This window comes from Streptodolium elevatio (assembly GCF_053592165.1).
In genome coordinates this window covers 34957-56175 of sequence record NZ_JBSFVE010000001.1, presented here as the reverse complement: position 1 = coordinate 56175, position 21219 = coordinate 34957, and the positions used below count along the sequence as shown (strand labels likewise).

Here is a 21219-nt window from a genome sequence, read left to right as displayed (position 1 = left end):
AATCCCCATTGGGGCACGAACGGCTTGTCCGACCGGTCTGTGCCCGTTCGGCAGGGCCTGCAATACTCCCGGCACAGCGCAGGACTACTTAGCGGTAACCAGTGGGACCCGCACAGCAACCCTCAAGGCGTACTCCCCTCGGGGAGACGGCATTCAAGGAGCGCATGATGGCGCGTGACATCACAACGGTCGGCGTGGTCGGCCTCGGCACCATGGGTGCCGGCATCGTCGAGATCCTCGCCCGCGGCGGCGTCCGCGTCATCGGCGTCGAGGTGGACGACGCCGCGGTCGAACGCGGCCTCGCCCGGATCCGCACCTCCACCGCCCGGGCCGTCGAGCGCGGCAAGCTGACCGAGGACGAGCAGGCCGAGCTGTACGCGCGGATCAGCCTCGGCAGCGACCTCACCGCCGTGGCCGACGCCGACCTGGTCCTCGAAGCCATACCGGAGCAGCTCGACCTCAAGCAGGAGATGTTCGCCCAGCTCGACAAGATCTGCGGTCCGGACACCATCCTCGCCACCAACACCTCGTCGCTGTCGGTCACCGAGCTCTCGGTCGCCACCGGCCGCTCGGCCCGCGTCGTCGGCCTGCACTTCTTCAACCCGGCCCCGGTCATGAAGCTGGTCGAGGTCGTCCGCACGGTCGTCACCGAGCCCGACGTCCTGGAGGACGTCGTGGCGCTCGCCGAGAAGCTCGGCAAGGCGCCGGTCGTCGCGGGGGACCGGGCGGGGTTCATCGCCAACGGGCTGCTGTTCGCGTACCTCAACCACGCCGCGGCGATGTTCGAGGAGAAGTACGCCACCCGGGAGGACATCGACGCCGCGATGCGCTTCGGCTGCGGCCTGCCGATGGGGCCGCTCGCGGTGCTCGACCTGGTCGGCATCGACACGGCGTACAACATCCTCCAGCAGATGTACCGCCAGTCGCGAGACCGCCTGCACGCGCCCGCGCCGATCCTCAAGCAGATGGCCACCGCGGGCCTGCTGGGCCGCAAGAGCGGCCGCGGGTTCTACCGGTACGAGGCCCCCGGCTCGTCCGCGGTCGTCGCCGACACCGCGGCCGGCACCGCGGTCGCCGGGACGCCGCGCGAGATCGACTCCGTCGGCGTCGTCGGCTCCGGCACGATGGCGACCGGCATCGTCGAGGTGTTCGCGAAGTCGGGCTACACCGTGACCTTCGTCGCCCGCAGCGACGCGAAGGTCGGTGCGGTCACCGGCGCGCTCACCCGCTCGCTCGACAAGCAGGTGCAGCGCGGACGCCTCAGTGAGGAGGACCGCGACGCGGCGCTCGGCCGCGTCACCGGCACGACGCGCCTGGAGGACCTCGCGGACGCCGACCTCGTGCTGGAGGCGGTCGTCGAGGAACTGTCGGTCAAGCAGGCGCTGTTCGAGAACTTCGACGAGATCTGCAAGCCGGGCGCGGTGCTCGCCACGACCACCTCCTCGCTGCCGGTCATCGAGTGCGCGATGGCGACGAAGCGTCCCGACGACGTCGTCGGCATGCACTTCTTCAACCCGGCGCCGGTCATGAAGCTGGTCGAGGTCGTGCGCACGGTCACCACCTCGGACGACGTGGTGGCCACCGTCCACGAGGTGTGCCGGCGTACCCGCAAGCACGCGGTGGACTGCGGCGACCGGGCGGGCTTCATCGTGAACGCGCTGCTCTTCCCGTACCTCAACGACGCGGTCAAGATGCTCCAGGCGAACTACGCGTCGGCGGACGAGATCGACACCGCGATCAAGACCGGCGCGGGCTACCCGATGGGTCCGTTCGAACTCCTCGACGTCGTCGGCCTCGACGTCTCGCTGGCGATCGAGCGGGTGCTGTACGCCGAGTTCCGCGAGCCGGGCTGGGCCCCCGCGACCCTGCTGGAGCACCTGGTCACGGCCGGCTACCTCGGCCGCAAGACCGGCCGCGGCTTCCGCGACTACGCGAAGAAGTAGCGGCCAAGGGCGTCGAGCCCCGCTACGAAGGGCCGGCGGGCCCCGTCCCGGAACGGGGTCCGCCGGCCTTCGCGCGTCCGCCGGCCGGTCACCGGCCTCGTCCCGCTACCCTTTTCCCGTGCCACGTCGAAATCGCCCGCCGCGACCGGAACGCCCCGACCCGGGGGCCGGCTCCGGCGGCGGGTGGTTCGGGCTGGAGTCGCGGGAGTCGGGCCGCGACGGCGAGTGGATCGTCCGCCCGGTCTCCGGTGTCGCGGCGACCAAGACGTACCGCTGCCCCGGCTGCGACCACGAGATCCCGGTCGGCGTCCCGCACGTCGTCGCGTGGCGCGCGGACGGCCTCGGTACGGTCGACGACCGCCGCCACTGGCACCGCGCCTGCTGGAACAACCGCGGCAACCGCCACCTCCGCCGCCGCCCCGGCCGCTGACCCCGCCCGTTGACCCCAGGGCGGTACGCGCGGACAGCCATGCTTCGCCGCGACGTCGCCGGAACCGGTGGTGAGGGCCCGCGGGTCTGTGCGGGAAGGCGGCTTGGGGCGTACCGTTTTCGGTGATCCGGGGTTGCTCGGGGTGGCCGTGGGCGGACTGAGGTGGGGTGGCCGTGGGGCGGGGCGTGCCGGACAGCCGTGACGACGGAATGGACCACCGCGGACTGCTGCTGGGCGACGAGCGGGTGCTCGGCGAGGTGTACGACGCCTACGCGGAGTTCGTGTACGGAGTGGCCCTGCGGGTGACGGCGGATGCGGCCGTCGCCGAGGACGTGGCCTGCGAGGTTTTCGTCGCCCTGTGGGAACGCCCGTACGCCTACGACCCGTTGCAGTGGTCGCTGGCGGCGTGGCTGGTGGCCGCCGCGCATCGGCGGGCGGTCGAACGCGTCGGCCGTGGCGGCCAATCCGCGGCAGGGGTCGGCGGCGAATCCCCGGATGAGGACGCCGTCGCGGCGTCCCTGGCCGGCTTGGCGCCGGACTTACGGGACGTCGTGGAGCTCTCGTACTTCCAGGGGCTGACGTACCGCCAAGTGGCCGCCAAGCTGGGCGTGGTCGAGAGCGTGGTGGCCGAGCGGGTCCGAATCGGCCTGGTGCGGTGGGACGCCGCGGCCCGCGACGGCGCGGGCGCGGTGGCGGATGACGGGACGGAGGCGCGCTCATGACGGGGCTGCCGGCAGCGGTACGGGGGCGTGTCGTCGCCGAGGCCCTGCGCAGACGCGAGCCGTCGATCCCGACCGGAGCGCATGCGCGGGCGTTCGCCGAGGCGTTCGCGGGGCTCGACGCCCTGCTGCGGGACCTCAGCAGCGAGGAGTGGGCGACGCAGGTCGTGCACGACTGGGATGTGCAGCAGACGGTCGTGCACCTGATGGCCGGCGACGGGGCGGTGTGCGCCGCCGCGGGCGTGCCCGAGGCGATCCGACTGCCGCCGTACGAAGGCCCGTTCGCGTCGATGCAGCACTTCGGCGGGCCGGTCGGCGAGTGGGAGGGCCGCAGCCGCTACATCATGGCCCGGCACCACGGCAGGCCGTACCGCATGAGCTGGCACGCGTGGCGCGCGCAGGCGCGGAGCCTGCTGAAGTGCCGGGCGGCCCGGGAGCGCGACGAGACGCCTGTCCAGTACGCGGGGCGCATACTGCCGCTGGCCGACGCCTACCTCGCGCGCGGTTTCGAGACGTGGCTGCACGCGGACGACATCGGCCGAGCCGTGGGCAGGCGCTTCCCGGAGCCGTCGCCCGAACCCATGGCGCTGCTCGTCGAACTCGGCGTCGCCACACTGGGTTTGCTGAAGTCGCAGATCGGCGCCGTGCTGGTGATCGACGGGCCCGGGGCGGTCACCGCGGCACTGGGCAGTGGTGAGACCTCGGCCGAACTGCGTTTGAGTTCCTCGGACTTCTGCCGACTCCTGGGCGGAAACCGCAGGGTGGACGAGATCGACGTCGAGGTGCACGGGGACCCGGCGACCGCGGCCGCGGCGCTGGCCGCAGTGGCCTCGTTGGCGATTCTGTAGGGCTCCCGTGCGTGTTGCCCTCTGAGCGTGCGGAGCCGCCCCGGAGCGCACCAAGAACCGTCCGACAGGCGTCCCCGAGCCGTCTGGCGGCCACCACTGGGCCGTCCGAGAGCCATCCCTCCGGGTGACCCCCGTGAACCGGCAAACGTGGTAGAAGAGTTCGGCATGGGTGTTCTCTTCGACTATTTCCGGGCGCCGGACGCCGGTGCCGCAATACGCGCGCTGGAGCGTGACGGCGGACCCAAGGGGCGTGGCGGCCCGGGACAACCGGTCTTCGACGCGCTGGACGCCAAGGGCATCGACCACGCCGTCATGCTCACCCAGTTGGTCGACATCATCCGGGGGGAGTCGACCGACTTCACCACCGTCACCGCGTTGGACTTCGTGTCCGTGTGGCCGTCCTCCACTCCGCCGACCGGCGACGAGTGGACGACGCTCCCGGAGGGCTCGCCGTGGCGCGAAGGGCCGTGGATCGACGAGCTGGGGCAGCGCACCCTGGACGGGCTCGCCGACGCCGACGACGCGCGCCTGCCGGAGATCTCCGCGCGCTGGGGACGGGAAGCCGGCCTCGACGGCGACCTGGCCGAACTCGTCGCCGAGTTCGTCGCGCTGGCCCGGCGGGCCCGCGATGCCGGCGACCGCCTGTACTGCTGGAGCTGTCTCTGACCCGCCTCCGGACCGGTCCCCGTTTCCGGCCCGGTCTCCAACCTTCGCCGGTCCCGTTTCCGGCCCAGTGTCCGGCCCGTCTCCGGACCGGTCCCCGTTTCCGGCGCCGCCTTCAGGCCTCGCCCACGGCCACCGACGGCCCGCCGAGCGCGGCCAGGTACGCGTCCGCCCGCTCCGGGGTGTAGAACCACTCCTCGAAGTCCGCCGGATCGTCGAAGCCGTTGGCGAACCGGTCCGCGACCGCCTGGTGCGCCGTACCCGCGCCGATGAGCGTCAGCACGTGCGCCGGCGGCGGCGCCAGCATCGCGTTCGTCCACTTCGTGACGGCAGCCGCATGCGCCCAGTAGGCCTCGAAGGTTTCCGTCATCCACGCCCGGTCGAACTTCCCGGCGCCGCGCGCCTCGATGGCGGCCAGGTACAGCGCGGCGCACTTGGCCGCGTTGTTGGAGCCCTGGCCGGTGATCGGATCGTTCGCCACCACGACGTCGGCGACGCCCAGCACCAGACCGCCCGACGCGAGTTCCACCACGGGGCGGCGTACGGTCGGCGTGTAGCGGCCGGACAGCGTGCCGTGCGCGTCGGTCAGCGCCACACCGCCCGCGGCCCGGTCGTACTCCCACGGCACGAACTGCTTCATCAGCCGGAGTGTGAGGTCCAGGTGTGCCTGCGGGTCGCGGACGCCCTGGAACACGTCCAGCGGCCCGCCCGGCACCCCCTCGAAGAACAGGATGTCGCAGGGGCCGGACAGCGTCAGCGCCGGTATCACGAACAGTTCGCCGACCCCCGGCACCAGATTGCAGCGCACGGCCGGGAAGTCGTGCTCGGGGCGGGGCCCGAGGCCGTGCACGTACGACACCGCCAGCGACCGCATGGGCCGGGTGTACGGCGACCGCTCCGGATCCCGGTCGAACATGCCCGCGAGCGGCCCCTTCCCGGCGGCCAGCAGCACCAGGTCGAACCGGTCCGCGTACCACTCCAGATCGGCCACGCCCACCGGGTGCACCACCACGCTGCCGCCCCGCTCGGCGAACAGGTCCAGCCACGCGGCCATCTTGACCCGCTGGTCCACCGAGTGCGCGTACGCGTCGAGCCGCCCCACCCAGTCGACCGCCCGTCCGCCGTCCGGACCCGCCACCGACACCCCGAGCCCCAGGACGTCGGGGGCGGCCCCCGCCCACAGGTCGAGGCCGAAGTCCCGTTCGTGGGCCAGCGCGGTGCCGAACATGCACTGCGTGGACATGACCCGCCCGCCGCGGATCTCGTCGGCCGTGCGGTCCGAGACGACCGTCACGTCGTAACCCCGGTCCTGGAGGCCGAGCGCGAGCATGAGGCCGGCCTGGCCGGCACCGACTACCAGGATCTTCCGCAAGGCGAACTCGCTTCCGTGCACAGGAAATACCGGTGGGTCCGGGTCCTCCCACCGCACCCGGGTCGAGCCCGGCGGAAACCCGCCGCACCGGCCCGGAAGCTCAACGCGCGATCAGCGCCAGCGCGTGCGCCACCACCGTCACCAGCGTCTGCGCGGCGCTGTGCCGGTCCCGCGCGTCGCATTCCACCAGCGGCGTCGCGGGGCGCAGCGACAGTGCCTCGCGCAGATCCGCCACCGGGTAGATCGGCGCTCCGTCGAACGTGTTGATCGCGACGACGAACGGCAGCCCGCTCCGTTCAAAATAGTCCACCGCCGGGAAGCAGTCCTCGACCCGCCTGGTGTCGACCAGCACGACCGCGCCGACCGCGCCGCGCACCAGGTCGTCCCACATGAACTGGAACCGGCCCTGACCGGGCGTGCCGAACAGGTACAGCACGAGGTCGTCGTCCAGGGTGACCCGGCCGAAGTCCATCGCCACGGTCGTGGTCACCTTGTCCGGCAACCCGTCGAGCCGGTCCGTCGCCTCGCTCATGACCGTCATCACCGATTCGGTGGTGAGCGGTTCGATCTCGGACACCGACGTCACGAGCGTGGTTTTGCCGACCCCGAAGCCGCCCGACACGACGATCTTCGTCGAGGTGATGGGCGGTGCGCCCCCGCCGCGCCCCGCCACGGGCGGCGGGAGCGGCGGTATGCGGTGCGCGGGAATCGCCTCAGAGCCTGCGTAGTCCACCCAGAAGCCTTTCGAGCAGTGCGCGGTCGGGGGGTCCGGCTTCGCCGGCGGTCTGGTACACGCTGATGCGCCCCTGGGCGGCCAGGTCGCTGATGAGCACCCGGACGACGCCCAGCGGCAGGCCGAGCAGGGCGGACACCTCGGCGACCGAGCGCACGCCCCGGCACAGGACGATGATGGCCCGCACCTCCGGCATGTCGTCGCGCCCGACGTCGAGCGGCGACTCGGCACCGGATTCCGTGCCGGGCTCGCAGTCGAGCGAGGTGACCAGGGTTTCCACGAACAGGACTTCGCTGTAGCTGGTGCGACCGCGGGTCAGGGCGTACGGGCGTACCCGTCCGGTCCGCCCACCGAGCCCGCCCCGTCCCCCGTCGTCAGCGGCCATCGCGACTACCTCCCTGGTGTGGCGCCCGGTTCGTGGCTGCGGTGGAGCTCGGCGCGGAGGGCCGGGGTGAGAACGTGCCCGGCCCTGCGTACAAATGCTGTCATCTGATAGGCGATGACGGCCAGATCGCCGGTGCTGGAAGCGTGCACGCCGAGGCAGGAGCCGTCGCTGATGGACATCGCCACGACGTGCCCTTCGGCCATCGTCACGATCTCCTGGCGCACCTCGCCGAGGTCCATGACGCGGGCGGCCCCCTGCGCGAGACTCACCAGCCCGGACACGATCGCGCCGAGGCGCTCGCCGCCGGAGTCGCTGCCGCCCGCCGACGCGAGCAGCAGCCCGTCCGACGAGACGAGGACCACCTGCCGGATGCCGGGGACGTCCCGAGCGAGGCCGTCCACCAGCCACTTCACGTGGACGACGGCGGTGTCCTGGGTGTTCACCGGTGCTCACCTCCGGGTTCCGGTGCGGCGGATCGCCTGCTGGTGGATGGGGGGACCGCGATGTCGTCGTCGGCGGCCTGCCGGGCGGCCGCGCTGCCCATCTGGAATCCGCTGAGCCTACGCCGCAGTTCCTCGGCGGCGACAGGTCCGTTGTCCCGCTGCGGCGCGGGGTCCACGGCAGGTGCGGGCGCCTCGTCGGCGGGCCGGGTACGCGGCACGCGCTTGGGCAGGCCCGTGTCGGTGAGGCCGGGGCGCGGTTCCCCGGCGACCGGCCGCGGTTCCCCTGCGCCGGGGCGCGGATCGGCTGCGTGCGACCGCGGATCGGCCGCCGCGGGCTGCGGACCGGACGGCTCGATGTCGCCGGGCGTCCCGACCTCGCGCGGATCGATCGCGCGCAACTGGGCGGTCTCGTCCACCCCCCGGGCGACCCAGCGCTTGGGTAGCGGCGGTGGCCCGCCTGCGGCGTCCGCTGGCGGTGCGGATGTGCCCGCTACGGCCTCGGTCGCGGCGGCGTTCGCCTTGCCGGGCACGGACCGCTGCGGGAGCGCGCTGCCCGGTGTGGGCGAACTGCCCGATTTCGTACGCTTGTCGGCGCCCTTCTTGCCCGGACGCCTCGGCAGCGGCGACGGTCCGCCCGTGCCCGTCGCGTGCCCCGTCTCGCCGATCGGCGTCGGCGGCGCGGTGTCGGGCGTGGCGGACGCGGGGGCAGCGGCGGCTGCGGCCGCCGGGGTCTCGGCCGCGGCAGGCACCGCCGGTGCCGACATCTCCGGTGCCGACATTTCCAGCGCCGACATCTCCGCTGCCGCTGCCGCCGGCTTCGGCGCGGACTGGTGGCGTTCCTGGAGCGTGGACCTGCTCGCCGCCGCCGGGGGACGCCGGCCCGCACCCGAGGGGCCCGCGCGTTCCACGGCGCGTTCGTGGCTGATGTCGGCGGCCGACGGCGACGAGCCGAGCAGCAGCGCGGCGGGCAGCATGACGATCGCGGCGAGGCCGCCCTCGCGGCGCGGGCGCAACTGCACGCGCAGGCCGTGGCGTACCGCCAGCGCACCCACCACGAAGACGCCGAGGCCCGCGAGGTCGGACGAGGACGCCGCGGCGCGGCCGCCCTGGAGCTGCGCGTTGAGCTCGGGCAGCCGGTCCGGCGGCACGCCGAACCCCTCGTCCTCGACGGTGAGCAGGATGCCGCGGTTCTCCAGTGTGCGGCCCGCGACGCTGACCCGGGTGCTCGGCGGCGAGTAGGCCGCGGCGTTCTCCAGGAGTTCGGCGAGCAGGTGGCTGATGTCGTCCGCCGTGTGCCCGGCGAGTTCGGCGCGCGGGATGTGCCCGATGTCGACGCGCTCGTAGTACTCGATCTCGGACACGGCCGCGCGGACGACGTCCAGCAGCGTGCCCGGCGGCCGGTGGCCGTGGCGTTCGTCGGCGTCCGCCAGCACGAGGACGTTCTCGCTGTTGCGGCGCATGCGCGTCGCGAGGTGGTCGAGGCGGAACAGGTCCTCGAGACGCTGGGCGTTCTCCTCGGTGTGCTCCAGCTTCTCGATGACGTCGAGCTGGCGCTCGACGAGCGTCAGCGACCGCATCGACAGGTTGACGAACGACTCCTGCATGCGTTCGCGCAGCAGGTCGTCCTCGGCGAGCAGCAGCTGCTGGCGGCGCGTCAGGTCGGCGATCTCGGCGCCGCGGCGTTCGAGTTCGTCGGTCAGCCGGCGTTGCGCGTCGTCGCGCCGCGAGATCTCGGCACGCAGCGCGGCCACCTCACGGGCCACGAAGCGCCGCTGCAGCAGCGCGGATATCGCCCCCAGGACGATCGAGGGGACGTACAGCAGGGCGACGATCGAGGCGTGCAGCGCCGAACCGTCGGAGGCGAGGGTCAGGACCGAGATGACCGCGGCGATCACCCCGAGCACGGCGGCGGCCGTGGCGACGGCGATCGCGGGGGCGCTGACGGCGTCGACGGCATGCTCGGGCACCCCGCCCGCAAGCCGCTCAGGATCGGCGCCCGGACCGGTCCGGCCCCGCTTTCCCCCGGCCATCTTCGTCCCCTCCCGAAACATGGCTAGCGATCCTATCCTCACACTTCCGGGCCGTATGGTCCCGGTTCCGACAACTCCTTTGCCATGGACGGCTGTACGCAACCGTATGCAAATGGGCAAAAGGAGAGGCCCCGTCGGACGGAAACCGTCCGACGGGGCCTCGACACCCTCGCGGAAGTGTCGTACGCGCGGTCAGGAGTACGCCGTTTCGGCCGCCTGCCCGACGCGGGCACCCACCGCGCGCCGTGTCGTCGGGACGCTCACACGTCCCGCGACTTGAGGAGCGCGGCGGCACCGACCAGCGCCGCGGCCGCGTATCCGGCCATCAGGAGCATGCCCGGCCACGCGTTCAGCGCCGAGTCGATCTCGCCCGCCGGCGCGACCATGTTGATCAGCAGCGTCATCGGCGAGTAGTTGACGACCCATTCGCCGGCCTTGCCGGGGATGAACCCGCCGAAGATCGAGGGGACCAGCATGATGCCGAGCACGGTGGTGATGGCACCGGCCGAGTGCCGCAGCATCGTTCCGATGCCCAGGCTGAACAGGCCGATCAGTGCCAGGTAAGTGGCGCTGCCGACGACGCCCTTCACGACCTCCTTGTTGGTGGAGTCGCGCACCACGTCGCCGGGGAACATCGAGTCGCCGATGAGGTACGCGAGGTAGCAGGCCACCAGGCCGACCGCGAACATCAGCACGCCGAAGACCACCGTCTTCGCGGCCAGCACCGTGAGGCGGCGCGGGTACGCGGTGAGCGTCGAGCGGATCATGCCCGTCGTGTACTCCGCGGAGATGGTCAGCACGCCGAGCGACGCCGCCGCGATCTGCGCGATCATCACGCCGATCAGGGACAACGACACGCTCGGGTCCGGGCTCTCGTCCTCGTTGGTGACGGTGCCGCCGAGCAGCGCCGCCATGCCGACGATGAGCACGACCATGATGATCAGCGACCACATCGTGGAGCGGACCGTACGGATCTTGGTCCACTCGGACTGGAGCATGCGCGTGAAGTGCAGGCTCCCGGTGTGCTCGTGCCGGTACTGGCCCTGCGGCGCCGGGACCGGCGGGTAGTGCCCGTTGCCGTGCCCGTTCCCGTGGGGCGGGCCCTGCGGAGCGCCGCCGAGGGCGGGGCCGCCCGCGTACGCGCCGGCGGGCACCGGCTGCTGCGCCATCTGCGGCACCTGCGGCATCGCGGACGGCTGGTGCTGCGGCTGCTGCGGCGGTTGGGGAGTGGGGTTGGCCATGGCTCAGCCCTCGCTTCGCTGGATCGGGGCCTGCTGAGCCGACGGTGCCTGCGGGGTCAACTGCGGTTGTCCGGGCGGCGGTGCCCAGCCCTGCTGCGGCGGCGGTCCCCAGCCCTGCGGCGCGCCGCCGTTGTGCGGTGCCGCACTCGGCATTCCCGCGCCCGGCATTCCCGCGCGGTACTCGACCGAGTGCTGGGTCAGGCGCATGTAGACCTCCTCCAGCGACGCGAACCGCGGCGACAGTTCGTGCAGCGCGATCCCGTGCTCGGCGGCCATGTCGCCGATCGCGGCCGGGGCGGGGCCCGTGACGCGCAGCGCGCCCTCGGTGCCTTCCGGCGTGACCTGGCCGCCCTTGGCGGTCAGCAGCTTGACGAGCTTGTCGGCCTGCGGCGACTTCACGACCGTGTAGGCCTGCGAGTTGTGCTCGATGAAGTCGCGCATCGAGGTGTCCGCGATCAGCCGGCCCTGGCCGATGACGATCAGGTGGTCGGCGGTCACCTCCATCTCGCTCATCAGGTGGCTGGAGACGAACACCGTGCGGCCCTCGGCGGCCAGCGCTTTCATCAGGTTCCGGATCCAGAGGATGCCCTCCGGGTCCAGGCCGTTGACCGGCTCGTCGAACATCAGGATGCCGGGGTCGCCGAGCAGCGCCGACGCGATGCCCAGGCGCTGGCCCATACCCAGCGAGAAGCCCCGCGTACGCTTCTTCGCCACCGCCGTGATGCCGACCAGTTGCAGCACCTCGTCGACGCGGCGGCTGGGCAGCCCGTTGCTCTGCGCCAGGCACAGCAGGTGGTGGTACGCGCTGCGGCCCCCGTGCATCGCCTTCGCGTCCAGCAGGGCGCCGACCTCGCGCAGCGGCGCCGACAGGTGCTGGTACGGGCGGCCGTTGACCAGGACGTGGCCGGCCGTCGGCGCGTCCAGGCCGAGGATCATCCGCATCGTCGTGGACTTGCCCGCGCCGTTCGGGCCGAGGAATCCGGTGACCGTGCCGGGACGGACCTGGAAGGACAGCTGATCGACCGCCAGCTTGGTTCCGTACCTCTTCGTCAAGCCTTGGGCTTCGATCATCTCGTCCTCATAGTCGCTGGGGGCATGTGCGTGTTGCCGGGGTGCCACGGCGGGGGGACCTGCCGCGGGCACCCGGGCGGCCGTCACCAACCCTAGAGAACCGCGGAGATCAGGTCGTGTCCCCTGGAGGCGGATCCTCGACCTTCCGAAGGTCGAGGGAACTCCCTCCGGTCATCCTTGCGGACTAGGGGTCCTCCCGGGGTCACACCTGGTCCTGGCGTGGCGTGACCACCTCACGGAGGATCAGCAGTACTCCCGCGGCGATCGGTATGGCCAGCAATGCCCCGGTGACGCCCAACAGCGCGGCGCCGACCAGCGCCGCGATGATGGTGATCGCGGGCGGCACGTTGACCGCGCGCTTCATGACCCTCGGGTACACGAGGTAGTTCTCGAACTGCTGGTACGCGACGTAGAAGATGACGCACGCCAGCGCCTTGCCCGGCGAATCGAAGAACGCCACCGCGGAGACCACCACGGCCCCGATGGTCGCGCCGATCATCGGTATCAGGTCGGTCAGCGCGACGACGAGCGCGAGCGGCAGCGCGAACTCCAGGTCGAGGATCACGAGGAAGACGTACGACGAGACCCCGGCGCAGGACGCGACCAGCAGCATCCCGTTGACGTAGCCGCCGATACCGCCGATGATCTCGTCGCCCAGTGCCCGGACGCGCGGCCGGCGCGACGACGGGAACAGGCGGTAGATCGCCTCCTTGATGCTGGGCAGCGAGCCCAGGAAGTACAGCGTGAGGCACAACACGGTCAGGGTGTCGAAGACCGAGTTGAGGATCAGCTTGCCGAATCCCAGCAGACCGCCCGCGACGCTCTCCGCGGTGTTGGCGCTGGCGGCCGCCTCCTTGGCCTTGTCGATGATCGCGTATTTCTCGTCCAGGCGCTTGAATTGCTCGTTGTGCAGCAGCTCCGTGAGCTTGTCCGGAATGCTGTTGATCAGGTCCGTGGTCTGTTCGGTGAGCGGTTGCGCGATGGCGGCGATGAACCCCGCTATCACCAACAGGAAAGAGATCGCCACGGTCGCGACCGACCACTTGCGCGGAAGTCCGAGCTTCTGCAGGCGTTCGACAAACGGGTTCAGCCCGGCGGCCAGGAAGAACGAGATGAGGATCAGGACGAGCACGTCCTTGATGCCCGCGAATGCCTGCGCGAGGAACCACGCGGTGATCAGGCCGAGTCCGCCGACGAATCCGATGTAGAACGGCGACGTACGGCGCAGCGGGCGGCCGGGATGGCCGAAGCGCGGCGCGGGGACGACGGGCTTGCCGTCTTCGTCGCACGCGGCGGCATCGCCTTGCTCGCCCGTGCGCGAGCCCGCGCCCGCGCTTTTGCCGGCGTCGGCGTTGTCGGTGGCGGCCTTGCCCCCGGCGTCGCCGGCGGCCTTGCCGCTCGTGTCGCCGGGGGCGCCGGCGGCCTTGCCGCCCGTGCCGCCCGTGCCGTCGGTGTCGGTGTCGTCGGCGTTCGTGGAAGTGCCCCCTGCGGCCTCGTCGTCCGCGGTGTCCGGCGTGGTCTCGGTGTTCACCGGCCAGACTCTAGGCGGAAACGCCAGGTGGCCGTTCCGAAAAGGAACGGCCACCTCTACAGCGTCGCGCCAAACGTACGGACCCGTGCGGGCGAACTACCGGGTCTGCTGGGCGGGAACACCGCTCAGCTTGTCGTCGTCGTCCCCGACCCCGCCGGCCGCGGCGACCGCCGCACCGGTCAGCGTCGCGAGCATCTCGCGCACGTTGGTCAGCTGGGCGTTGATGCTGTCGCGGCGGTGCGTCAGAGCGGCGAGCTCGCGCTCGGACTCGCTGCGGATGCGGTCGGCCTTCGCGCGGGCGTCCGCGACGATGTCGTCCGCCTGGCGCTGTGCGGTCTCGATGGTCTGACGCGAGCGGCGCTCGGCGTCGGTGCGCAGCTTCTCCGCCTCCAGGCGGAGCTGCTCGGCGCGGTGCTCGACCTCCGACAGGCGCTTCTCGGCCTTGGCCTGACGGGCCGCCAGGTCGCGCTCGGACTGCTCGCGGCGCTTGGCGAGGTTGGTCTCGAAGTCCGCGGCGGCCTGGGCGGCCTTGGCGCGCGTCTCCTCGAAGAGGGCGTCCGCCTCCTCGCGCTTGGTCGCGGCGTCCTTGTTCGCCTCGGCGCGCAGCTGGGCCGCGTCGGTCTTGGCCTTGTCGAGGATGCGGGCGCCCTCGTCCTCGGCCTTGGCCTTGCGCTCCTTGCCGTACTGCTCGGCCTCGGCACGAACCTGCTGGGCGGCCGCCTCGGCGAGTTCGCGGTGCTGGTCCGCCGCGCGGCGGGCCTCCTCGCGCAGGTCCTTGGCCTCTTCCTCGGCCAGGCGCAGGATCTTCTCGACGCGCGCACCGAGGCCGGCGTAGGAAGGCTCGGCATCGGCGAGCTGGGCCTGCACATTCTGGCTCTCGAGGTGCAGTTCCTCGATCCGCTTCTCCAGCGCGGAGATGCGGGCCAGGGCGCTGTCCCGGTCAGAGACGAGCTTCGTGATGCGATCGTCGACCTGCGAACGCTCGTACCCTCGGCGGACGAGATCGAAGCCGTGCGGAGAGTTTGTGTCGCTCATGGGGTTCCTGTCGTATGACCGGTGCTGTGGATGAGGTGACGGGTGGAATCCTGGCACGAAACAGACGGCTCATCGACCTGCGCGGCGGAGAACAACCGGCATTCATCCCTCAATCGGGTGGTGCTGTGCTCGACCCGCCCCCGCCGGTGCGAGGAGCTGAGTTGCCGCTTTTTCCGGCCGACGAACCCGCCGGTGCGGCCAAAGCGTCCAAAACGCCTTGTACGCGGGCCATTTCCGTCGCGATGTCCTTGCGGCGTCGGTTGAGTTCGTCCAACTTGCGCTGGCCGTCGGCACGCGAGCGCTCGGCTTCCCTGCGGGCCTCGCTGCGCAGCCGTTCCGCCTCCCTCCGCGCATCGTCCAGAATCCTGTCGGCGTCGGCCGCGGTCTTCCGGCGAACGGCCTGGGCCTCGCGCTGTGCGGCGGCGATCTGTTCGGCCACCTTGGCGCGCAGGTCGTCCGCACCCTTCTGGGCGTCCGCGAGCCGCTGCTCCGCCTCGGAAAGCAGCGCCTCGGCTTTCTTGACCGCGGCGATACGTACCCTATCGGCCTCGGAGCTTGCCTTGTCGCGGATCCGGTCGGCTTCTTCCATCGCCTCGGACTTGGCTTTCTCGCCGTCCGCAACGGATTTCGCGCACTGTTCCTCGGCGGCCTCGACGAGCGCGTCCACACGTTTGCCCGCGGCCTGGAGGCTTTCGGCGGCCTGCTTGCGGGCGCCTTCGACGGCCTCTTCGGCTTCCTTGTCGGCGCGTTCGCGGGTCGAGGTGGTGTCGCGGCGCGTCTCGGCGATCATCTTGTCCGAGTCGGCGCGGGCCTTCTCTATGACCGCCGCCGCCTCGGCGCGCAGGCGGGCGTCCTCGGCCTCGGCGTCGGCCAGGGTCTTGGCGGCCGCCTCGGACGCGGCCTTGAGCTGCTGCTCGGCCTTGCGCTGGGCCTGCGCGACGAGTTCGGTGACGTGGCCCTTGGTCTTGACGAGGGTCTCCTCGGCCTCGTCGACCGCCTTGTCGAGCGTGGCCTTGGCCTTCTCACGCATCGTCGCGGCGTCCGACTCGGCGGACTTGAGCGTCGCGGTCGCCTCGTCGCGTCCCGCGGTACGCACGCGCTCGGCCTCGCGCTCGGAGTCCGCCTTCAGGCGCTCGGCGTGCTTGCGCGCGGCGGTGACGGTCGCGTCCGCCTCGGCGCGAGCCCGCACCAGGTGCGTCTGCGCGTCGTCGCGCGACTTCGCCAACTCGCGCTCCGCTTCGGTGCGCAGGCGCGCCATCTCCTCGTGCGCCGCCTCCTCTATGCCGGCGACGGCCGCGCGGATCGTCTCCGCCTCGCCCTTCGCGTCGCGCACCAGGCGGGCGGACTCGTCCTCCGCCTTGCGCATCCGGGTCTGCGCCTTCTCGGCGATCTCGCGGGCCTTGGCCTCCGCGGTCTCCAGGAGTTCGCGGGCCCGGGCCTGCGTGCGGTCGCGCAGGTCGACGACTTCGAGGCGGGCCTCCTCCAGGGCCTGGCGCGCGGTCTCGCGTACGTCGGCGGCGGTCTGCTCGGCCTCGGCGACGGTGCGGGTGGCCGCGGACGCCGCATCCTCGCGGGCCTTGCGGGCCGCGGCCTCGGTGTCGGCGCGCAGTTCGGCGGCGTCGCGGCGGGCGGCGTTGCGGATGCCTTCGCCCTCGCCGCGTGCGTCGCCGAGGAGTTCCTCCGCCTCGGTGCGGGCCTTGGCGAGGAGTTCGTCGGCGGAGCGGGCGGCGCTCTCGGTCCGCGCCGCGGCGTCGGCGCGGGCCCGGTCGAGCAGCGTCGCGGCCTCGGTACGCGCGGTCTGGAGCGTCGCCTCGGCCTCGGCGCGGTCGGCCTCGCTGCCGTTGCGCAGCTCGGTCGCCCGGGCCTCGGCACCGCGCAGCAGCTCCTCGGCCTCGCGGGCCGCGGTCTCGGCGGTCTTGGTGGCCTCGGCCCGTGCGGTGGCGAGGAGTTCCTCGGCTTCGGCGTGGGCGCGCCCGGCCGTCTCGGCGGCCTGCTGCTGGACCCGCTCGGCTTCGGCCTTGGCCGTGGCGAGGAGGTCGGCGGCACCGGTCTCGGCGTTGCCGAGGGTCTCGGCGGCGATGGCCTCCGCTTCCGAGGCGAGGCGTTCGGCCTCGAGGCGCGCCTGCTCCAAACGTTCGGCGGACTCCGCCTGCTGGCGCTGCGTCAGATCGCGCAGGCGGGCGGTGTCGGCGACCGCCTTCTCGCGGAGCTTGCCCGATTCGGCGCGCGCCCGTTCGAGGACTTCCTCGGCCTCGGCCTCCGCACGGGCCTTGACCTCTTCGGTGTGCGTCTTGGCCTCGGCGACCAGGCGTGCGCCGGTCTCCCGGGTGCGGGCCTCGACGGCCTCGGCGTCGGCCTGTGCCCGGGCCCGCAGTTCGTCGGCCTCGGTACGCGCCTCGGACGTGGCCCGCTCGGCCTCCGCGCGGGCCTTGGCGAGGAGTTCGTCCGCCGCGGCGGTCGCGCGCTCCATGCGCTCGACGGCGCCGGCCTCCGCCTCGGCGAGCATCCGGGCGGCGTCCGCCTGGAGCTTGTCGGCCTCGCCCTTGGCCTTGGCGAGCAGTTCCTCCGCGCTCGCGGTGGCGGCCCGAAGTTGCTCGGCCGCCTCGGTCTCGGCGGCGGCGAGCCGCGCCTCGGCGTCGCCGCGCAGCTTGTCGGCGTCGGAACCGGCCTTGCCGAGCAGTTCGGCCGCTTCGGCCTCGGCCGTCGCGACGCGTTCGGAGGCGGTGGTCTCGGCGGATCCGAGCCGTGCCTCGGCCTCTTGGGCCAGCTGCTCGGCCTCGGCCCGGCGCTCCTCGATCTCGGCGACGACGTCGGCGTGCACGCCGAGGGCCTTCTCGCGGGCGGCTTCCGCCTCGGCGAGGGCGGCGTCGCGGGCCGCCTCGGCCTCGGCGACCGTCTCGGTACGCAGGCGCTCGGCGTCGGCCTCGGCCTCGGTGCGCAGGCGGGACGCCTCGGCCTCGGCCTCCTCGCGCTGCCGGGCCGTCTGCGCCTCGGTCTCGTCCCGCAGCCGGGCCGTCTCGGACTCGGCTTCCGCGCGCAGCCGTTCGGCCTCGGCCCGGGCCTCGTCGCGCAGCCGCGCGGCCGCGGCGGCGGCTTCGCCGCGTACCCGTTCGGCGTCGGCGTCCGCTTCGGTGCGGGTCTGCTCGGCCTCGTCGTCGGCGTCGCCGCGCAGCCGTTCGGCCTCCTCGGCCGCTTCCGCGCGCAGGCGCTCGACCTCGGCCCGGGTGGTCTCGGCGAGTTCGGCGGCCTCGGCCTGTGCCGCGTCGAGGAGTTCCTCGGCGGCGGCGCGTACCCGGGCGGTGTGCGCCTCGGCGTCGGTACGGGCCCGGTCGAGCAGTTCCTCGGCGCTCGCGGACGCGGTCTGCAGCCGCTCGGCGGCGTCGCTGTCGGCGACGTCGAGCAGCGCCTTCGCCTCGGCCTTGAGGCGTTCGGCCTCCGCCTTGAGGCGCTCGGCCTCGGCCCGCAGCCCCTCCGCCTCCGCGTGGTGGCGCTCGGCCTCCGCGGTGGCCTCCGCGCGCAGCCGGGCGACCTCGGCCTGGGTCTCGCGCAGCAGCTTGGCGGTGTCCGCGGAGGTGCCCTCGGCGCGCTCGGCGGCTTCGCCGGTGACGCGCTGCGCCTCGGCGACCGCTTCGTCCCGGATGCGCTCGGCTTCGGCGCGGGCCTCGACGACCAGGACCTCGGCCTGGTTGCGCGTGCCGGTCTTGATCTGCTCGACCTGGGCGCCGACCGACTCGGCGCGCTCCTGCGCGACGGCGAGCATGCGGTCGGCCTCGGCCTGGGCGCGGGCCAGGACGGCGTCGGCCTCGGCCCGGGCGGCCTGCGCGGCGCCGCCGGCCTGGTCGCGTGCCGCGGCGGCCTGGGCGGCCGCGTCGGCGAGGAGGCGCTCGGCCTCGGCGCGGGCGCTCTCGACGAGTTGGCGGGCGCGTTCGTCGGCCTGCTGGCGTACCTGTTCGGCCCAGGCGACGTTCTCGCCCACCCGGGCCTCGGTGGCCTGCCGGGCGTGGGCGAGTTCTTCCTCGAGGCGCCTGCGGCGGGCCTGGAGCTCGGCCTGCCACTCGGCCTCGTGCTGGGCGGAGCGCTGCGCGGCCTCCTGCATGATGCGTTGGGTGTGCGCGCGCGATTCCGCCAGTTCGCGTTCGGCGTCGGCACGGACCTGGTCGGCTTGGAGCTGGGCGTTGCGCAGCATCTGCTCGGCCTGGCCGCCGATGCTGCCGAACTGCGGGGTGGCGAGCTGCCGTCTGAGGTCATGCAGCTTCGCGCGAAGGACCTCGACCTGATATCCGAGGTCTTCCGCGTGCGCGACGCTTTCCTCGCGCTCAGTCCTCAGCCGCTTCATCTCGGCTTCGATCTGGCCGAGGCCGTCGTCAACCTCGTAACGGTCGTCGTAGCCCCGCACTGTGGGGTCCCACTCCATCCCCTGGCCGCGTCCTCACCAGCGCCGTCACCGTATCCGAACCTCACGCCGGGCCGGTCGGCCCGATGGGCCCGACGAGCCCGCCCGAGCACCCGGATCCGGCAGATTCTGTCGGAATCTGTCGGAACCCGGCCACTCCTGCCGGTTGGGACCGGTCAGGCAGCCACCGTAGTCCGCACCGCGCGTGTCACGGTGTCCACCAGGGAAATGGTGTCAGATCCCGGGAAAGCTTAGTGCCGCGTCAGGCAACGAATTCCCTGACGCGGCACCAGCTAACGCTATGTCAGGCCGCGGTCGCCCCTACTCGGTGCGGTTCGGGTGAGAGGGGTCACACGTTGCGGAAGCGGTTGATCTCCTTGATGTGCTTCGCGCGCAGCTCGTGGTCGCGTACGCCCAGGCCCTCCTCGGGCGCCAGGCACAGCACGCCGACCTTGCCCTGGTGCAGGTTGCGGTGCACGTCGTACGCGGCCTGGCCGACCTGGTCCATCGAGTAGCTGCGGGACAGCGTCGGGTGGATCTTGCCCTGGGCGATCAGGCGGTTGGCCTCCCACGACTCGCGGTAGTTCGCGAAGTGCGAGCCGACGATGCGCTTGAGGTTCATCCACAGGTATCGGTTGTCGTACTCGTGCACGAAGCCCGACGTGGACGCGCAGGTCACGATGGTGCCGCCCTTGCGGGTGACGTACACCGAGGCGCCGAAGGTCTCGCGGCCCGGGTGCTCGAAGACGATGTCCACGTCCTCGCCGCCGGTCAGCTCGCGGATGAGCTTGCCGAAGCGGTTCCACTCCTTCGGGTCCTGGGTGCGCTCGTCCTTCCAGAACTTGAAGTCCTCGGCCCGGCGGTCGATGACCAGCTCGGCGCCCATGTCGCGGCAGATCTGCGCCTTGTCCTCGGAGGAGACGACGCAGATCGGGGTGGCGCCGCCGTTGAGGACGAACTGCGTGGCGTACGAGCCGAGGCCGCCGGAGGCGCCCCAGATCAGCACGTTGTCGCCCTGCTTCATGCCGGCGCCGTTGCGCGATACGAGCTGGCGGTACGCGGTGGAGTTGACCAGGCCCGGGGACGCGGCCTCCTCCCACGTGAGGTGGGCCGGCTTCGGCATGAGCTGGTTGCTCTTGACCAGGGCGATGTGCGCCAGGCCGCCGAAGTTGGTCTCGAAGCCCCAGATGCGCTGCTCGGGGTCGAGCATCGTGTCGCTGTGCCCGTCCGGGCTCTCCAGCTCCACGGAGAGGCAGTGCGCGACGACCTCGGCGCCCGGCTTCCAGGCGTTCACGCCGGGACCGGTGCGCAGCACGACGCCGGCCAGGTCCGAGCCGACCACGTGGTACGGCAGGTCGTGGCGCTTGGTGAGCGGGGAGGTCCGGCCGTACCGCTCGAGGAAGCGGAAGGTCGAGACCGGCTCGAAGATCGAGGTCCACACGGTGTTGTAGTTGATGGCCGAGGCCATCACCGCGACGAGCGCCTCGCCCGGACCCAGCTCGGGCAGCGCGACGTCTTCGATGTGCAGCGCCTGGCGCGGGTCCTTCTCGCGGGACTCGAGTCCGTCGAACATCGTCTCTTCGTCCTTGTGGACGGTGACGGCGCGGTACGACTCGGGCAGGGGAAGGGCTTCGTACGCTTCCTGCGGGGTGTCCCCAGCGAGGATGGCGTCGAGGATCTCCTTCATCGTCGGCCTCCAGGGTCGGCGTTGGGAGTGTGAGGGTTTGTCGGTCGGCCGTGCCCGGCCGAAAATTACCCACCGGTAACGTAAGGGGCGCGACCGGGGTGTGCCAAGGGGCGGGCCCGTAGGAATCCCGCCCCCGAGTTGACGTTCTGTCAGCCGCCGTGCGGTGCGCGGAGGGTTGTCGCGGACCGGCGGCGGCGCGTGGTCAGTGCTCGGCGTCGGCCGGCGCCGAGGTGACGAGCTCGGTCAGCACGCCGTGGCAGTCCTTGGGGTGCAGGAACGTGATGCGCGAGCCCATGGAACCACGGCGCGGCTCGTCGTACAGGACTCTGACGCCCTTGCCGCGGATCGCGTCGGCCTCGCCGTCCACATCCGCCGTGCCGAAGGCGATGTGGTGCACGCCCTCGCCGTTCTTCTCGAGCCACTTGGCGACCGTGGAGTCCTCGCGGATCGGCTCGAGCAACTGGAGGTAGGACGCGCCGCCGTCGTCCGTCTCGTTGATCTTGAGCATGGCCTCGCGGACGCCCTGCTCCTCGTTGACCTCGGTGTGGAAGACCTCGAAGCCGTAGGTCGCGCGGTAGAACTCCACGGTCTCGTCGAGGTTGCGGCAGGCGATGCCGATGTGGTCGATACGCGTGAGCACGTTGCCCTCCCGGGTCTGGCGGGTTACCTCTCGGTAGGTACCCTGAATGTCGAAG

At 72.1% G+C, this 21219-nt stretch carries 17 protein-coding genes; 5 read left to right on the top strand and 12 right to left on the bottom strand.

What is annotated here, in order from left to right; all coding sequences use genetic code 11:
* The first annotated feature begins 167 nt into the window (after positions 1–167).
* From ACWD12_RS00210 to ACWD12_RS00190, 5 genes are all read left to right on the top strand, one after another.
* Positions 168–1943, top strand: coding sequence for a 3-hydroxyacyl-CoA dehydrogenase family protein (locus ACWD12_RS00210; protein WP_450097689.1), 1776 nt, complete (start codon positions 168–170; stop codon positions 1941–1943).
* 118 nt (positions 1944–2061) lie between these two features.
* Positions 2062–2373, top strand: coding sequence for a hypothetical protein (locus ACWD12_RS00205; protein WP_358358143.1), 312 nt, complete (start codon positions 2062–2064; stop codon positions 2371–2373).
* Between the two features lie 185 nt (positions 2374–2558).
* Positions 2559–3095: a sigma factor gene (locus ACWD12_RS00200; protein WP_358358140.1), complete on the top strand. Its 537-nt coding sequence runs from the start codon at positions 2559–2561 to the stop codon at positions 3093–3095.
* Complete coding sequence (locus ACWD12_RS00195; RefSeq protein WP_450097688.1) at positions 3092–3940, top strand: maleylpyruvate isomerase family mycothiol-dependent enzyme; 849 nt, start codon at positions 3092–3094, stop codon at positions 3938–3940. Before ACWD12_RS00200 ends, ACWD12_RS00195 begins: the two co-directional genes overlap by 4 nt.
* A gap of 165 nt (positions 3941–4105) precedes the next feature.
* Positions 4106–4606, top strand: coding sequence for a hypothetical protein (locus tag ACWD12_RS00190; RefSeq protein ID WP_450097687.1), 501 nt, complete (start codon positions 4106–4108; stop codon positions 4604–4606).
* 112 nt (positions 4607–4718) lie between these two features.
* Here the strand turns inward: ACWD12_RS00190 and ACWD12_RS00185 are convergent, their stop codons facing one another.
* The 12 genes from ACWD12_RS00185 to mce all read right to left on the bottom strand — a co-directional run bounded on the left by ACWD12_RS00185 (position 4719) and on the right by mce (position 21164).
* Positions 4719–5975 carry a styrene monooxygenase/indole monooxygenase family protein gene (locus ACWD12_RS00185; RefSeq protein WP_450098185.1) on the bottom strand — a complete coding sequence of 419 codons (1257 nt, stop codon included), beginning with the start codon at positions 5973–5975 and terminating at the stop codon, positions 4719–4721.
* A 100-nt stretch (positions 5976–6075) separates the two neighbouring features.
* Positions 6076–6708: an ATP/GTP-binding protein gene (locus ACWD12_RS00180; protein ID WP_435839119.1), complete on the bottom strand. Its 633-nt coding sequence runs from the start codon at positions 6706–6708 to the stop codon at positions 6076–6078.
* Complete coding sequence (locus ACWD12_RS00175) at positions 6689–7093, bottom strand: DUF742 domain-containing protein (protein WP_358358131.1); 405 nt, start codon at positions 7091–7093, stop codon at positions 6689–6691. The genes ACWD12_RS00180 and ACWD12_RS00175 overlap by 20 nt, the downstream gene beginning before the upstream one ends.
* 5 nt (positions 7094–7098) lie before the next feature.
* A complete protein-coding gene (locus tag ACWD12_RS00170) occupies positions 7099–7536 on the bottom strand; it encodes a roadblock/LC7 domain-containing protein (protein WP_358358128.1) in 438 nt (145 codons plus the stop codon).
* Positions 7533–9566 carry an ATP-binding protein gene (locus ACWD12_RS00165; RefSeq protein ID WP_450097686.1) on the bottom strand — a complete coding sequence of 678 codons (2034 nt, stop codon included), beginning with the start codon at positions 9564–9566 and terminating at the stop codon, positions 7533–7535. Before ACWD12_RS00165 ends, ACWD12_RS00170 begins: the two co-directional genes overlap by 4 nt.
* 260 nt (positions 9567–9826) lie before the next feature.
* Positions 9827–10807 carry a hypothetical protein gene (locus tag ACWD12_RS00160; RefSeq protein WP_450097685.1) on the bottom strand — a complete coding sequence of 327 codons (981 nt, stop codon included), beginning with the start codon at positions 10805–10807 and terminating at the stop codon, positions 9827–9829.
* A gap of 3 nt (positions 10808–10810) precedes the next feature.
* Positions 10811–11878, bottom strand: coding sequence for an ATP-binding cassette domain-containing protein (locus ACWD12_RS00155; RefSeq protein ID WP_450097684.1), 1068 nt, complete (start codon positions 11876–11878; stop codon positions 10811–10813).
* A gap of 202 nt (positions 11879–12080) precedes the next feature.
* Positions 12081–13409: an AI-2E family transporter gene (locus tag ACWD12_RS00150; protein WP_450097683.1), complete on the bottom strand. Its 1329-nt coding sequence runs from the start codon at positions 13407–13409 to the stop codon at positions 12081–12083.
* Positions 13410–13505: 96 nt separating this feature from the next.
* Positions 13506–14444, bottom strand: a complete 939-nt coding sequence (locus ACWD12_RS00145; protein WP_358358115.1) for a coiled-coil domain-containing protein — start codon at positions 14442–14444, stop codon at positions 13506–13508.
* 109 nt (positions 14445–14553) lie between these two features.
* On the bottom strand, positions 14554–18858 hold the full coding sequence (locus tag ACWD12_RS00140) for a hypothetical protein (protein WP_450097682.1): 4305 nt from the start codon (positions 18856–18858) through the stop codon (positions 14554–14556).
* Positions 18859–19186: 328 nt separating this feature from the next.
* Positions 19187–20524 carry a crotonyl-CoA carboxylase/reductase gene (gene ccrA, locus ACWD12_RS00135; RefSeq protein ID WP_358358110.1) on the bottom strand — a complete coding sequence of 446 codons (1338 nt, stop codon included), beginning with the start codon at positions 20522–20524 and terminating at the stop codon, positions 19187–19189.
* A gap of 202 nt (positions 20525–20726) precedes the next feature.
* Positions 20727–21164: a methylmalonyl-CoA epimerase gene (gene mce, locus ACWD12_RS00130; protein WP_358358108.1), complete on the bottom strand. Its 438-nt coding sequence runs from the start codon at positions 21162–21164 to the stop codon at positions 20727–20729.
* Positions 21165–21219 lie beyond the last annotated feature (55 nt).